This is a genomic window from Paenibacillus sp. DMB20 (genome assembly GCF_000987955.1).
In the GTDB taxonomy this organism is placed as follows: domain Bacteria; phylum Bacillota; class Bacilli; order Paenibacillales; family Paenibacillaceae; genus Paenibacillus_AQ.
In genome coordinates, this window is record NZ_LAZU01000020.1 from 20,517 (window position 1) to 35,111 (window position 14,595).

Annotated in this window: 15 protein-coding genes, 1 tRNA gene and 1 pseudogene; 15 read left to right on the top strand and 2 right to left on the bottom strand. The window is 47.1% G+C overall.

Annotation, left to right across the window (positions count from 1 at the left end; genetic code table 11):
* Positions 1-15: 15 nt before the first annotated feature.
* From mnmE to XI25_RS07185, 8 genes and pseudogenes are all read left to right on the top strand, one after another.
* Positions 16-1,392 carry a tRNA uridine-5-carboxymethylaminomethyl(34) synthesis GTPase MnmE gene (gene mnmE, locus XI25_RS07150; RefSeq protein ID WP_046677996.1) on the top strand — a complete coding sequence of 459 codons (1,377 nt, stop codon included), beginning with the start codon at positions 16-18 and terminating at the stop codon, positions 1,390-1,392.
* 106 nt (positions 1,393-1,498) lie between these two features.
* Positions 1,499-3,389: pseudogene (gene mnmG / locus XI25_RS07155) on the top strand (tRNA uridine-5-carboxymethylaminomethyl(34) synthesis enzyme MnmG).
* A gap of 3 nt (positions 3,390-3,392) precedes the next feature.
* Positions 3,393-4,115 (top strand): 16S rRNA (guanine(527)-N(7))-methyltransferase RsmG, encoded by a 723-nt coding sequence (gene rsmG, locus XI25_RS07160; RefSeq protein WP_046677997.1) that lies wholly within the window; start codon positions 3,393-3,395, stop codon positions 4,113-4,115.
* Positions 4,116-5,141: 1,026 nt separating this feature from the next.
* Entirely contained in the window at positions 5,142-5,963 is an 822-nt protein-coding gene (gene noc / locus XI25_RS07165; RefSeq protein WP_046677998.1) for a nucleoid occlusion protein, read from the top strand.
* A gap of 350 nt (positions 5,964-6,313) precedes the next feature.
* Entirely contained in the window at positions 6,314-7,075 is a 762-nt protein-coding gene (locus XI25_RS07170) for a ParA family protein (RefSeq protein WP_046678048.1), read from the top strand.
* Complete coding sequence (locus XI25_RS07175; protein WP_046677999.1) at positions 7,068-7,907, top strand: ParB/RepB/Spo0J family partition protein; 840 nt, start codon at positions 7,068-7,070, stop codon at positions 7,905-7,907. The genes XI25_RS07170 and XI25_RS07175 overlap by 8 nt, the downstream gene beginning before the upstream one ends.
* 283 nt (positions 7,908-8,190) lie before the next feature.
* Positions 8,191-9,339 carry an aminotransferase class V-fold PLP-dependent enzyme gene (locus XI25_RS07180; protein ID WP_046678000.1) on the top strand — a complete coding sequence of 383 codons (1,149 nt, stop codon included), beginning with the start codon at positions 8,191-8,193 and terminating at the stop codon, positions 9,337-9,339.
* A 37-nt stretch (positions 9,340-9,376) separates the two neighbouring features.
* The gene (locus tag XI25_RS07185) at positions 9,377-9,877 is read left to right on the top strand and encodes a DUF4446 family protein (protein ID WP_046678001.1); all 501 of its coding nucleotides are present in this window, start codon (positions 9,377-9,379) and stop codon (positions 9,875-9,877) included.
* Here the strand turns inward: XI25_RS07185 and yyaC are convergent.
* Complete coding sequence (yyaC, locus tag XI25_RS31945; protein WP_082112249.1) at positions 9,849-10,454, bottom strand: spore protease YyaC; 606 nt, start codon at positions 10,452-10,454, stop codon at positions 9,849-9,851. The two genes, XI25_RS07185 and yyaC, sit on opposite strands and share 29 nt — an antisense overlap.
* A 331-nt stretch (positions 10,455-10,785) precedes the next feature.
* Here yyaC and XI25_RS07195 point away from each other — a divergent pair, with 331 nt between their 5' ends.
* The 4 genes from XI25_RS07195 to XI25_RS07210 all read left to right on the top strand — a co-directional run bounded on the left by XI25_RS07195 (position 10,786) and on the right by XI25_RS07210 (position 12,484).
* Positions 10,786-11,043 (top strand): DUF3343 domain-containing protein, encoded by a 258-nt coding sequence (locus XI25_RS07195; RefSeq protein ID WP_200901399.1) that lies wholly within the window; start codon positions 10,786-10,788, stop codon positions 11,041-11,043.
* On the top strand, positions 11,043-11,792 hold the full coding sequence (locus XI25_RS07200) for a mechanosensitive ion channel family protein (RefSeq protein ID WP_327204740.1): 750 nt from the start codon (positions 11,043-11,045) through the stop codon (positions 11,790-11,792). Before XI25_RS07195 ends, XI25_RS07200 begins: the two co-directional genes overlap by 1 nt.
* A 245-nt stretch (positions 11,793-12,037) precedes the next feature.
* Entirely contained in the window at positions 12,038-12,256 is a 219-nt protein-coding gene (locus tag XI25_RS07205; protein ID WP_046678003.1) for a DUF951 domain-containing protein, read from the top strand.
* 137 nt (positions 12,257-12,393) lie between these two features.
* A tRNA-Ser gene (locus tag XI25_RS07210) sits at positions 12,394-12,484 on the top strand.
* A gap of 422 nt (positions 12,485-12,906) precedes the next feature.
* On the opposite strand, the gene XI25_RS07215 is transcribed toward XI25_RS07210, so the two are convergent.
* Positions 12,907-13,101, bottom strand: coding sequence for a YjzC family protein (locus tag XI25_RS07215; RefSeq protein ID WP_046678004.1), 195 nt, complete (start codon positions 13,099-13,101; stop codon positions 12,907-12,909).
* Positions 13,102-13,363: 262 nt separating this feature from the next.
* Between XI25_RS07215 and rpsF the strand changes: the two genes are divergently transcribed.
* Genes rpsF through rpsR form a run of 3 tightly spaced genes read left to right on the top strand, consistent with a single transcriptional unit; the run spans position 13,364 to position 14,472 of the window.
* Positions 13,364-13,648 (top strand): 30S ribosomal protein S6, encoded by a 285-nt coding sequence (rpsF, locus tag XI25_RS07220; RefSeq protein ID WP_046678005.1) that lies wholly within the window; start codon positions 13,364-13,366, stop codon positions 13,646-13,648.
* 45 nt (positions 13,649-13,693) lie between these two features.
* The gene (ssb, locus tag XI25_RS07225; protein ID WP_046678006.1) at positions 13,694-14,179 is read left to right on the top strand and encodes a single-stranded DNA-binding protein; all 486 of its coding nucleotides are present in this window, start codon (positions 13,694-13,696) and stop codon (positions 14,177-14,179) included.
* Positions 14,180-14,199: 20 nt separating this feature from the next.
* A complete protein-coding gene (gene rpsR, locus XI25_RS07230; protein WP_006207333.1) occupies positions 14,200-14,472 on the top strand; it encodes a 30S ribosomal protein S18 in 273 nt (90 codons plus the stop codon).
* Positions 14,473-14,595: the final 123 nt, after the last annotated feature.

Here is a 14,595-nt window from a genome sequence, read left to right on the forward strand (position 1 = left end):
AGGAAGGTGAACATCATGCTTAGTGATACGATTGCTGCCATTTCCACGGCGGTAGGTGAAGGCGGTATTGCCATCATCCGCGTCAGCGGACCCGATTCGGTGGTTGAGGTAGAGAAAATTTTCAAAAGCAAAACCAAGCTATCGGAAGCCGCATCCCATACGGTGCACTATGGTCATATTATGGATCCGGCAACCCGTGATAATTTGGAGGAAGTACTTGTAACCGTTATGAGAGCACCTCGCTCTTTTACGACAGAGGATGTAGTGGAGATCAGTGCCCACGGTGGCGTCATTGCCGTGAAACGGGTCATGGATTTGCTGCTGCAGCAAAACATCCGTCTCGCGGAACCGGGGGAATTTACGAAACGGGCCTTCCTAAATGGACGGATCGATCTTTCCCAGGCCGAAGCCGTCATTGATTTGATCCGCTCGAAATCCGACCGGGCGTTCTCGGTAGCGCTGAAACAGGTGGAAGGAAACCTGTCCCGCCGCATTAAGGAATTGCGTCATACCTTGGTGGAGACGCTGGCTCATATCGAGGTCAATATCGACTATCCCGAGCATGATGTTGAATCGCTTACCTCGGAATTCATTAAGGAAAAAAGCCGGCTGGTCATGAATGAGATCGACAAGCTGCTGAAAACGGCGGAAGAAGGCAAGATTTTGAGGGAGGGCATCACCACCGCGATCGTGGGCCGCCCGAACGTCGGAAAATCATCGCTGCTCAATACGCTGGCACATGAAAATAAGGCCATTGTTACCGATATTCCGGGCACGACACGCGATGTGATCGAGGAGTTCGTTACCATTAATAACATTCCGCTCAAGCTGCTTGATACCGCAGGAATTCGGGAAACGATGGACGTGGTCGAGAAGATCGGTGTTGAGCGCTCCAAGCATGCCGTAAGCGAGGCGGATCTGATTTTGCTGGTGCTGAACGCCAGCGAGCCGCTGCATGAAGATGAATTGGAATTGATGGAACAAATACGCGGTAGACAATGCATTGTGATTATGAATAAAATGGACTTACCGCAGCAGCTTGATATGGACATCGTGCGCCGTTATTATCCCGATGAGCTGATCGTTCCGATGTCGGTTAAAGCCCAAGAGGGTATTGACCGTTTGGAAGAAGCGATTTCCGGGTTGTTCTTTAGCGGCAAAATCGAGGGCGGGGATTTGACGTATGTCAGCAATGTACGTCATATCGCTCTTCTGAAAAAAGCGAAAAAGTCCCTGATGGATGCTTACGAGGCCGCCGAGCAGTACATTCCGATTGATATGATTCAGATCGATGTACGGCTGGCCTGGGAGCAGCTTGGCGAGATTTTGGGCGAGGCGGTTGGCGATTCGCTGATCGATCAGATTTTTTCCCAGTTTTGTCTCGGAAAATAAGCTTCAATCTTATAAGCTTCACTGTTACCGAAGATTAGCTTCATGTCCGCATGAGGCTTTAGATATACCGTTAAATTATAAAATAATTAAATTAGGAGGGTTTGCCATGAGTTATGCAGGAGGCACTTACGATGTTATTGTCGTCGGTGCAGGCCATGCCGGCTGTGAAGCCGCGCTGGCTTCTGCCCGTATGGGTGCGGAAACGTTGATGGTTACCATCAACCTGGATATGGTTGCTTTTATGCTGCAACCCGTCCATTGGCGGACCAGCCAAAGGACATGTTGTGCGGGAAATCGATGCCTTGGGCGGCGAAATGGGCCGCAATATCGATAAAACGTTCATTCAAATGCGGATGTTGAACACAGGAAAAGGACCGGCCGTTCACGCGCTGCGTGCCCAAGCCGATAAGTTTTCCTATCAACATACGATGAAAGAAACGCTGGAGAAGGAAGAGAAACTGACGCTCCGCCAAGGAATGGTGGACCGTCTTATCGTGGAAAACGGAGAATGCGTCGGTATCGTAACCCAAACGGGAACCGAATACCGTGCAAAAGCGGTCGTTCTGACGACCGGTACCTATCTGCGCGGTAAAATCATTATGGGCGAACTGATGTACGAAAGCGGACCGAATAACCAACAGCCGTCCGTTAAATTGGCCCAAAATCTGCGGGAGCTTGGCTTTGATCTTGTCCGCTTCAAAACAGGTACGCCGCCCCGGGTTCATAAGGACACGATTGATTTCTCCAAAACGGAAATTCAACCGGGGGATGAAAAACCTAAGTTTTTCTCCTACGAAACAAAATCGTCGGACAACGAACAGCTTCCTTGTTGGCTCACTTATACCTCGGTGGAGACTCACAAGATCATTAACGACAACCTACATCGGGCCCCGATGTTCTCGGGTGTCATTGAAGGTACGGGGCCTCGTTACTGCCCATCGATCGAGGATAAAATCGTCCGTTTTGCCGACAAGTCCAAGCATCAGATTTTCCTTGAACCGGAAGGCAAGAACACCAAAGAGTACTATGTTCAAGGTTTGTCTACCAGCATGCCGGAGGATGTACAGCTCGCCGTACTCCGTTCCATACCCGGGTTGGAAAAAGTAGAAATGATGCGAAACGGTTATGCTATTGAGTATGACGCCATGGTTCCTACGCAGCTGTGGCCGTCTTTGGAAACCAAGCTTTTGCCGGGTCTGTTTACGGCTGGACAAATTAACGGAACCTCGGGTTATGAGGAAGCTGCAGGTCAAGGCATTATGGCCGGCATTAACGCTGCCCGCAAAGTCCAAGGCAAGGAAGCGGTCGTGCTGGATCGATCCCAAGGCTACATTGGGGTGCTGATTGACGATCTTGTCACCAAAGGCACGAATGAACCTTACCGATTGTTGACTTCCCGCGCCGAATATCGTCTGCTGCTGCGGCATGACAATGCCGATCTGCGTTTGACCGAAATCGGTTATGAGATCGGGCTGATCTCCGAAGAACGTTACGCCCGGTTCCTTCGCAAGAAAGAGCTTGTGGAACAAGAAATCGAGCGATTGAGACAAACGAAGGTGAGACCGGTGGAAGTCAATGCCATGCTGGAAGCAGCCGGTTCTGCACCGATTCAGGACGGAAGCAACATGCTGACCATTTTGCGCCGTCCGGAAATCACGTTTGAAATGATTGAATCCTTGTCTCCTTCTCCTTTGGAACTCGACGAGGAAATGAAGGAACAAGTTGAAATTCAAATCAAATATGCCGGTTACATTGAAAAGCAATTGGGTCATGTGGAACGATTGCAAAAGATGGAGAAAAAACGGATTCCGGATGATATTGTCTATGACGATATTCACGGACTTGCGATGGAAGCCAGACAAAAGCTTAACAAGATCCGTCCGATATCCATCGGTCAAGCCTCACGGATCGGCGGTGTCACACCGGCGGATATTTCGATACTTCTCGTCTACCTGGAACACTACAACCGGGTGACGGCGGCGAAAGGATCAGCTTAAAACATGGATGTTATTCAAGAGGCGTTTGCTCACCGGCTCCAGGAGTACGGAATTACACTTAATGAGAAGCAGCTTCAGCAGTTTGAAACCTACTACGAGGTGCTGGTGGAGTGGAACGAAAAAATGAACCTGACCGGTATTACGGAAAGGGAACAGGTGTATATGAAACACTTTTACGATTCGGTCAGCCTTGCTTTTTATGTGGATATGAGCACAGTCGAATCACTGGCCGATATCGGATCGGGTGCCGGATTTCCCGGCATTCCGCTTAAAATTTGTTTTCCGCATCTTCGCTTAACGATTGTTGATTCTCTTAATAAGAGAATTACCTTTTTAAAGCATGTTGCGGGTGAGCTGGGGTTGGAGCAGGTAGAGATGCTTCATGGCAGAGCAGAGGAGGTTGCCCGCAAGCACCCGTACCGTGATGGATTTGATCTTGTCACGGCCCGTGCGGTGGCCAGACTGGCGATTCTGAATGAATTTTGCCTTCCTTTTGTAAAGGTGGGCGGCCAATTTGCAGCGATGAAGGGCAGCGACCCATCGGAAGAGATTCTGGAGGCGGGCCGCAGCCTCAAAGAACTGAGGGGCGTCTTGCACAAAGTACACTCCTTCTCTTTACCGGTTGATGAATCGGCACGCCACATTGCCGTCATCAAAAAGACAGGGGCCACACCGGCAAAATACCCGAGAAAGCCGGGAACAGCCGTTAAAACGCCGCTCATATAACCGGCAATCTATATTAATCTTAAAGAGAATGTTTCACGTGAAACATTCTCTTTTTTTTGAAGATATAAGAAAGTATAAGTTTCGGAGACGCGGCTTCCTTAGATCGCAAGAAAAACATCCGCTAAATGCGGTCTGTCTTCTGAGAATGTACGTCGAAAGACGTTTTTCTTATATATAAGGAGTTAATCTTGTAAGGACAGAAACATAGCCTTGATTTTCCAAGAAGGGCCCATTATCGATGTTCAAAATTTCTTTTATGTAGGCAGATCTATGAAAAAATCATAAGAGTTGATACTAGATCAGAGCGGTCGAAGACCGCATTAAAGTTTTGGAGGCAATATAGAATGAAATTGTAGATCATCCGGAATCGGTTTATCATGCTGATTGCAAGTACAACAGCATTCTTAATCCCAGTTTATTGTTCTATACATAATCGACAGGAACAGACAACTACAGGCAGAAACAGGTACGTATGTCGCCGCGTTAAAGGTAAATTCGTTTCTAGTAGGGTTGATATGTTAAGACGGTCGGATGCAGGCGAGTACAATCCTCTTTTATCACGGGAGTGCTTTCAATGGAATCGCCGGAAAAGTTAGCCGTAGGGTTGGATTAACGTTTTGAGGATCGATCAGTGCCTGCAAAAATCGGACAGAACAGGTCGATTCAACCCAGAAATACAAGCCATTCTCCGCATGCTTTTGTATAAATACACCAAAAATGCAGGAAAAAAAGGTGAGTTTGTAGAATAGGATTATAGGACAAAAAGTGGTAGAATAGAATCGTAGTACCAGTCTTATGGAGGTCGGACATTTACCGGCCCTTTTGCTGATGTCATGAAGAAAGTAATGCTTTTTGCAGGGAAATGCCTGGCTTGCATGTGAGATTGAGCCGAGAAAGCGCTTGAGATGACTTTTTCATGGCGAAATGGCTTCTTGTGCTCTCCATGCTGGCTGCCGACGAGCGAATGGTTGGCAGAAAGCAGTGGCGTCGTCCATGCTATCATGAAATTAGGTGGTAATATACGGAATGAAAGAACAATTTTCGAAGTTGTTTGGCTTAACGGCGGAAAAAACAACACCCGGGGATGAAGTGAAGCAGATTCCGGTGAATGAGGTTGTAAGCAGCCCATACCAGCCGCGAACGATTTTTGATGACGAGAAGATCGACGAACTGCTTCAGACGATTCGAACCCATGGCGTTATTCAACCTATCGTCGTACGTGTCCGTAACGGCGTGTATGAAATTATTGCCGGAGAGCGTCGTTGGCGTGCTGTCAAGAAGCTGGGTCTTGAAACCATCCCTGCCATTATACGGGATTTCAATGATTCCCAGGCTGCTTCTATTGCTTTGATTGAAAACCTGCAGCGTGAAGGCCTGACATCCATTGAAGAGGCGGTTGCTTATCAGAAGCTGATTGATCTTCATCAACTGACTCAGGAAAGCCTCGCTCAGCGCCTTGGTAAAAGCCAATCCACTATTGCCAACAAAATCCGGCTGCTTCAACTTCCGGACGAAGTGAAGACGGCTCTTATGGAGCGAAAGATTACAGAACGCCATGCACGGGCATTACTCTCATTGGATAATGAGGAGACCCAGTTGAAAGTATTGGGCGAAATCATTGCCAAGGAATTGAATGTTAAACAAACAGAGGCTCGTGTAGCTTTTTATAAAGAAGTAACCACGATCAAAAAATCCAAACGGATTTCTTACAGTAAAGATGTACGGTTGGCTTTGAATACCATTCGTCAATCGATTGATATGGTTTCAGGATCGGGAATGGCGATCAAGACTACCGAGAATGACCACGAAGATCATTATGAGATTGTCATTAAAATCCCGAAACGATAAAGCTACCTTTAAAATGAGATAAAGACATGAAAGCGTGAAGGCGGTATTCATCGTGCCGCTTTTTCTGTTGACCTAAGAAGAAACTAGTCACAGTACCTCCTAGGAAGACAGATCGCATTTTTTGGAGCTGTATTTTAGCGTGATGAGGAAGAAATCAATCCGGACTTGTTGCACTTATATCTTCAAAAAATGGTTTCGTGTCCGAACCCAGCGGATTGCGTTTAACCGTTCCGGTGCCGCCTTTCATTGAGCGGTCTAATTCCAAATGTCCACTATACGGCAAAAGGAGAATGCTGTATATCATCTTTTGCACCCTACTAGAAGAGTCTTCCTACATTGAGGTGAAAATAGTGTCAAAAACAATTGCCATAGCAAATCAAAAGGGCGGTGTCGGGAAAACAACGACTTCCGTCAATCTGGGCGCTGGACTGGCTTCGCTTGGCAAACGGGTGCTGTTGGTGGATATCGATCCCCAAGGCAATACGACAAGTGGCGTCGGTATTAACAAAGCAGATGTTGAAAACTGCATTTACGATATTATCATCAATGATGTTCATCCGAAGGATGCCATTAGTTCGACGAACATAGAAGGTTTGGACATTATTCCGGCTACGATTCAGTTGGCGGGTGCGGAAATCGAGTTGGTACCTACGATATCCCGTGAGGTGAGGCTGAAAAAGTCGCTTGCCCTCGTAAAACCGATGTATGATTACATCCTGATCGATTGTCCTCCGTCATTGGGGATTTTGACTATTAATTCGTTGACGGCTGCAGATTCCGTCATTATTCCGATCCAGTGTGAGTATTACGCATTGGAAGGTTTGAGCCAATTGCTGAATACGGTACGGTTGGTCCAGAAGCATCTGAACACTTCTTTAAAAATAGAAGGCGTATTGCTTACCATGTTGGATGCTCGTACAAATCTGGGCATTCAGGTTATCGAAGAAGTCAAAAAGTATTTTCAAGAAAAAGTCTATAAGACCATCATTCCACGGAATATACGATTGAGTGAGGCGCCTTCCCATGGGCAATCGATCATAACTTACGACCCCCGTTCCAAAGGCGCGGAGGTATACTTGGAATTGGCAAAGGAAGTGATCTCTTATGAGTAAACGTTTAGGAAAAGGGCTGGATGCGCTTATTCCTTCCTTGTCTATAAACGAGGACGATAAGGTCGTAGAGATACCATTGAGCCAACTGCGGGCTAACCCTTATCAGCCTCGCAAAACGTTCAATGATGAAGCGATTCAGGAGCTGGCCGAGTCGATTCGTCAGCATGGCGTTATTCAACCCATCATTGTTCGAAGTGTGCTTAAGGGCTATGAAATCATCGCTGGCGAACGGCGGTTCAGAGCTTCCCAATACTGCGGTAAAGCTACTATCCCTGCAGTAGTTCGATCCTTCAGCGATCAGCAGGTTATGGAAATTGCCCTCATAGAGAATTTGCAGCGCGAAAATCTCAATGCAATGGAGATTGCGGTTGCGTATCAAGGCCTGATGGAACAATTTTCCTTGACGCAGGAAGAGCTTTCTTTAAAGGTGGGTAAGTCTCGTTCCCATATTGCCAACTTTTTAAGATTGTTGTCTTTGCCGGAAGAAGTAAAAGAAAATGTTTCACGTGGAACATTATCTATGGGACATGCGCGAGCTATCGTTGGCTTGAAAGATCCCGTTCTGGTTAAACAGCTGGCGAAGCAGTGCGTGGAACAAGAGTGGAGCGTCCGCGAGCTGGAAGAAGCGGTTAAAAACTTGGATCGCAAGTCCGAAGAGAAGGATAAAGTAAAAGTGAAAAAGCGCGATCCGTACATTGACCATTTAGAGGAAAACCTGCGGGAGCACTTCAAAACAACGGTGAAAATTAAACATAATAAAGATAAAGGCAAAATTGAAATCAATTATTACAGTAAACAGGATTTGGAGAGGTTGCTGGAATTGCTGCAATAAAAACTTTAAAGCAGTCGCTTGATCTTTGAATGAAAAAAAGGTGGGGCAACGGCCTGGAACGTTGCCTTTGTTCTGGTCGGAAGTTTCAAAGGCGCAGCACTGGTCGAAGTTGTGAGAATCATTTGCTGAATTAGTAGAGTGTTTAGATGGAATGATAAGTATACGCTCTGCGGATTGGATGCGATTTTTTGGGCGTTGGGTTTCGTACAAAAAAATCCCGGTTTTCATGGGAGTGAAAGAGGTAGTTTCCTTACGTGCAGGTTGAGGAGGATGTGAATTCAACATGAAATCGGTTGTATATCTTGATCATGCGGCTACTTCTTGGCCTAAGCCCCCTGAAGTGTTTGAGGCTATGTTGCAGGCGATGGAGGACGCCGGGGCAAATCCCGGACGAGGAAGCCACCGCATGGCGGTGAATGCTTCAAGAGTGCTGTATAATGCTCGTAAAACGGTGGCGGGTTTGTTTGGGGTGGGGAATCCTAATGATATCGTCTTAACTTCCAATACAACCGAGGCGCTCAATCTTGCCATAAAGGGGTTTCTAAAACCGGGTGATCATGTCATTGCCTCCATGATTGAACACAATTCCGTAAGACGGCCGCTTGAGTTTTTAAGACGGACTCAAGGGGTGATGGTGGATTATGTGCCTGTAGACGCTGAAGGGAATATCGACTTGAAAGAGGTTGAGGCAGCATTTTGCGCGAACACCCGCTTGGTGGTATGCAGTCATAGCTCTAATCTGCTTGGTTCCATACTGCCGATTGGCGAGATTGGCGAAATGGCGGTGAAGCGTGGTGCCGTACTGCTGGTGGATGCTGCTCAAAGCGCTGGAATGCTCGCCATTGACGTAAAGGAAATGAACATCGGCATGCTTGCTTTTCCTGGCCATAAAGGATTGCTTGGACCGCAAGGAACAGGAGGACTCTATGTATCTCCGGAAATTGACTTGGAGCCTTTGCTCCATGGCGGAACAGGCGGACAATCCGAAGCGGTGGATCAGCCATCCGTGAGACCTGATCGGTATGAAGCCGGCACTCCTAATACCATAGGGTTTGCTGGTCTTCAGGCAGGAACGGCCATCGTGATTGACCGAACGCCAGAGCAAATCTATAGGCATGAGTGGGAGTTGACTCAGGCTTTAATGGAGGTTCTGGGTTCATTAAAAGGTGTTAGGCTGCTTGGTCCGGAGCTTGGCAAACCAAGAACGGGCATGATATCTTTTGTGGTGGAAAAAATGGAATCCGCCATGTTGGCATTTAAGTTGGATAGGGAATACGGAATAGCTGTGCGCGCAGGATTGCACTGCACGCCGCTAGCCCATAATGCCTCGGGCACGGAAAAAACTGGCGCGGTTAGGGCCAGCGTGGGGATGAAGACAAGTAAAGAGGATATAGACATCATGGTAAATGCCATGGCCGAAATATTGGCTTGATCGGCAGATCGAGATTGAGGAGAAGGAATGAACAAGTATGTCTGAATTGAATGGATTGATTCTGGAACAGCTTCATTGGTTTGTCGTCGGCATGGTTTTTATCATCCTGCTTTTGTGGATCATTGTGATGGTGCAGGGATTCAAATTGCGTAAAATGAGACGTAAATATGATACGATGATGTCCGGCAGCGGGGTGGAAGATCTTGAAACACTGCTCCTCAATCTTAAAGTTGAAATGGATGCCATTGGAGAAGAACAAGAAAATCATCGATCACAGCTTGAACGTATTGGTCAAACCCTGAAGGGGATCAAAACCAAGACGGGAATTGTGCGTTACAACGCTTTTGGTGAACGGGGCAATGACTTGAGCTTCTCGATCGCCCTAGTGAGCGAAAAAGGGGATGGGTTAGTTTTGACCGGGCTTTATAACCGGGAGAGCTCTTTCGTATACGCCAAGCCATTAACTAACCGTGAATCCCAGCATCCGCTATCTCCAGAGGAAAAGGAAGCTATACATCTTGCGCTGCAAGAAAATTAGAACGATGCCATTCTTTCATGGCACAGAAAAGACAGTTTGCGATGATGTCCGATAGTCTCATGACAAGACTGAGACGAGTGTTCTGCAATACGAAGTATTCCATAAAGCCGCCGACATTGACGATGCCCGTAACATGGATATCGCCGACCGGCGGCAGTTCTTTATGTACGCCGGCACCAGGGCGGAGAGGGCCCTCTGACACTTGTATGGAGCCTACGCTGGAAGATTGGCCGAGACAGGCGTCTATACCGATGATATAAGGGTTGTCGTAGGTTTCATGAATGGACGTGAGCGTTTCTTTCAAGTTCATGGCGTGAACGGGCTCGTCCAAAGTGCCATAGAGATGGAACATGGAGCTGTTATATCGGGCCAGGGATGTACCTACCAGAGGACCCAGGCAGTCTCCGGTAGAACGGTCTGTGCCGATGCAGACAACGATAATCGGACGGCGTTGGACCCCCGCGGAGAGATGGTAGAGCAGACGATGTATAATAGCGGAATGGATTTCGGGATCGGTATGTGGTATTTTTAAGCTTGAAAACTCCTGAAGAGACGGGTTATTCGCTAAACGTTTCATAGAATCTTCCTTTCGTCTGCGGATAGTAGTAACAGTATATGGATGAAAGAATGTTTTTATACTTGTTGAGACCTTTCGAAAAGATATCTTTTTGAAAATGGGGGGATCAGGAGATAAATAGGATAGCAATGGGATTAACCCTATTTTTAGTGCGAACCGGGTTTGGCTACATCGCATAGTTTCCTAAGCTCTGATTAATGCGCCTATGGTTTATCACGCCTTCTTAGTAGTGAAAATCGATTTTTTGGAATAAGAAAGGTGATTCTATTCATAAACGATGGCAACCTATATGAAATAGAGATAGGGGAAGGAGGGGCAAGTGGACGGGATCATGCTGATCGCTTTTGATTCCACGCAGCAAGCGCTGCGGGCCGAAATGCTGCTGGATTACGCTGACATTGAAATAGATTTGTTTCCAACGCCAAAAGAGATAACCGCCGGCTGCGCGTTATCCATTCAGTTTCCCGAATTGGCACTGCAAGAGGTTCAAAGGATCATTACGGAAGAAAGGGTGGAGATCAGAGGGGTTTTTGCCCGAAATCATCTGGGGAACTACATAAACATCTTAGAAAAGCAGGAGGGAGATTGATGATGAACGTTTTTCTGGCTGAAGAAGAAACGAACATCGGCCAAGGTATAGAGGGGGCCGTCAATATGGGCGAGAAGTTTTGGAAGTGGGTAACGGATATGGATATGTGGATGTCCGTGCTTTTTGCTTCTATTAGAATATTTGTCATATTTCTGCTGACGCGTATAGTAATCCGGGTTGTTTACCGAATGATCGACCGGTTTTTGGAAAGGCAGCAAAAAAGCCGGATCAGCGTGAATCCGCGCCGGTTTGTCACCGTTGGCGAACTGCTCAAAAATGTAACCTCCGTCGTATGTAATTTCGTTATGATTCTGATTATTCTGTCCGAGTTCAACTTTGAGCTGGGGCCGCTGCTGGCCGGTGCCGGCGTGCTCGGTCTGGCGATCGGTTTTGGCGCGCAAAGTTTGGTCAAGGATGTAATAACGGGCTTTTTTATTATCTTCGAGGATCAGTTTGCCGTAGGAGATGTTATTAAAAGCGGAGAGTTCAGAGGCACGGTAGAAGTGATAGGCCTACGGACAACGCGGATAAAAGGGCTCAATGGGGAAACCTATATTATTCCGAACGGGTTGATAACGAGCGTTACAAACTACTCTTTGTCCAATTCACTTGCCGTGGTAGACTTGCCGGTTAAAAACGAAAAGCGCGTGGATGAAACGATATCGCTAATCCGGCGTGCGCTTCAGGGAATCGGGGAGCGTAGCTCCAATTGGCTCAAGATCCGGAAGTACTCGGTATCCAGTCTCTGACGACCTCCGAATACGTTGTCCGGATTGCGGCCGAATGCAATCCGAATTCTAGGGAAATCGTAGAGAGGGAGATTTTTAAGGAAATCAAACATGCGTTGGAAGAAGAGGAACTTCGGCAATCCTCTCAAGGATAATGGTAGAGAAAGATCATCGTTTTAGGATGAGGGAGAGAGCATACCTTAACTATATGAAGATTCGAAACTATAATTGGCTCATAAGTTTTGAGCGGGAAAGGGGCGAGGAACATGGAACGAAAGGTATTTCAACTGGGGGACATCGTTCAGATGAAAAAGCCTCATCCGTGTGGAAACAACGAAATGGAAATCATACGCATGGGGATGGATATACGGATCAAATGCACGAAATGTCAGCATAGCGTGCTTATCCCACGGGCCAAGTTCGAGAAAAACATGAAAAAAGTACTTCGGTCAGCGGCAGAAAATGAAGGAAATGCCGAGGAATAACGATATGTGGTTGACTGCCATCATGCGACGCCAAGCACGAGCGGGCGCTGGGAGCTTCGCTCGGTACAAAATAAAGTTATTTACCTGCTGAAAGTATTGACCTAATCGCAAGAACATGTTATAATCAATCGTGCTGCGGAAAGGTACCCAAGAGGCCCAAGGGGGCTGACTCGAAATCAGCTAGGCGTCGCAAGGCGTGCGTGGGTTCGAATCCCACCCTTTCCGCCACCTTCATCATTGAATAAAATAATCAGTGAACCTCCTGTCCAATGGGCAGGAGGCTTTTGGTTTCTGATATCAGACGATGATAAACCGACAACGCTATCGGGTCTGGATCCACAAGTGTTAATGGAAGTTGAGATATAAAATACAGGGACGTGAAAGAAGGACCCTAATGGGTCCTTCCACTGGTTAGGCGGTGCGCTGTGAAATATGAATCTTTAACCAAACACGTTCGCAATACCTTGGTCAACAGCCTTTCACTTGTCCTAACGGTCAAGCTTCCTGCTAATTCCCTCCGCATGCTACCTGTGCAGAGTCAGATCCTATGCGCAATTCAGCTGCGTTGTCCAACGGAACCACACCTCTCTCATTGCACCGCCTGATGATATTGTGTGCATTTATCAAACCGTTATGCATGAAAAATAAATTTATTTCGGCTGCACCCGTCTTTTGTTCATCCAGACACGATCGCTATTCGTGTTATCCGGAAACTTTTCGCCCCGTTTCAATTTAACTTGCTGGGGGTCCTCGATCCCCATAATGTGGTCGTTTAGACCCACTTCGATGTAAACGCCGTTATTGGGCGCTTTTTCACCGCCATGGAATTCACTCCGCTCACCCATCGTGAAACCTCCTTTTATAAATGTAATGAACTGCTTTCTTAGGTTGTACCTTGTTCCCGTGAAACATGGCAGGGAATGAGCGGAAGGAGGAAACATGGGTCTGGGGATGATAGGTGAATGAAACGGAAGGCTAAAGGATGAATGGCTTGAAAAGAAACTTGCATCCGATCATCCGTTCTGATATAGTATTATGGTGCGAGTTTACGCTCGCTCCTTGCTCCCAACTGGATTGGGGGCCGAAGTCCATAAGGAGGTGAAAGTTATGCGCAAATATGAAGTGATGTACATTATTCGTCCTGACATTGAGCAAGAAGCTGTTCAAGCTGCAGTCGAAAAATTCCAAGGCATCATCTCCAACGGCGGAGAAATTACAAAACACGACGTAATGGGTAAACGCCGTCTTGCGTATGAGATCAAGAAATTCCGTGATGGCGTGTATGTTCTGGTAAACTTCAACGCAACACCTGAAGTTGTAACCGAGCTTGAGCGTATCATGAAAATTTCCGACGAAGTTATTCGTTATCTCATCACGAACGACGTAGCCTAAGACCGAGGGATTTTGTAATGAATTCGTTCTAAGGAGGGGATTGGATTGTTGAACCGTGTCATTTTGATCGGCCGGCTGACCCGTGATCCGGAGCTGCGTTATACGCCAGCAGGAGTAGCGGTTACACAGTTTACGCTTGCCGTTGATCGTCCGTTTACCGGACAAGGCGGGGAACGCGAAGCGGATTTTATTCCGGTCGTTACCTGGAGACAGCTTGCTGAAACGTGTGCCAACTATCTGCGTAAAGGCCGTCTGACGGCTGTGGAAGGGCGCATTCAAGTGCGGAATTACGAAAATAACGAAGGTAAGCGTGTATACGTCACCGAAGTCATTGCCGATAATGTCCGTTTCTTGGAATCGAACCGTGATAACAGCGGAGGCGGCGGAAATCGTGAGGAATCACCGTTTAACGGGGGAAGCGGCACCAGCGGCGGAAACCGTGGAAACAGCAATTACTCGCGCAACAATCAGGATCCTTTTTCCGATGAAGGAAAACCGATCGATATTTCGGATGATGATTTGCCATTTTAATAAGGAAGGACTGACAAAGCATGGCTTTTAAGCAAAGAGAAGGCGGAGACAACGACAAAAGACCGGCACGCCGCGGCGGCCGCAACAAGCGTCGTAAAGTGTGTTTCTTCACTGTGAATAAAATTACTCACATTGACTATAAAGATACAGACTTGCTCAAAAAGTTCATCAGCGAACGCGGCAAAATTTTGCCACGTCGCGTGACTGGAACAAGCGCAAAATATCAGCGTGCTCTGACGATTGCGATCAAACGCTCCCGTCAAATCGCATTGCTTCCATACACTACAGAGTAAGGTTCTCTGTGAAGGAAAGCGGCTCAGCCAATTGGTTGGGCTGTTTTTTTTGGAGAGTAATGCACATTGGTGTCTGCTTTCTGTTCAATCCAAGAAGGTGGATCGGTCCCATGCGTTTAATTA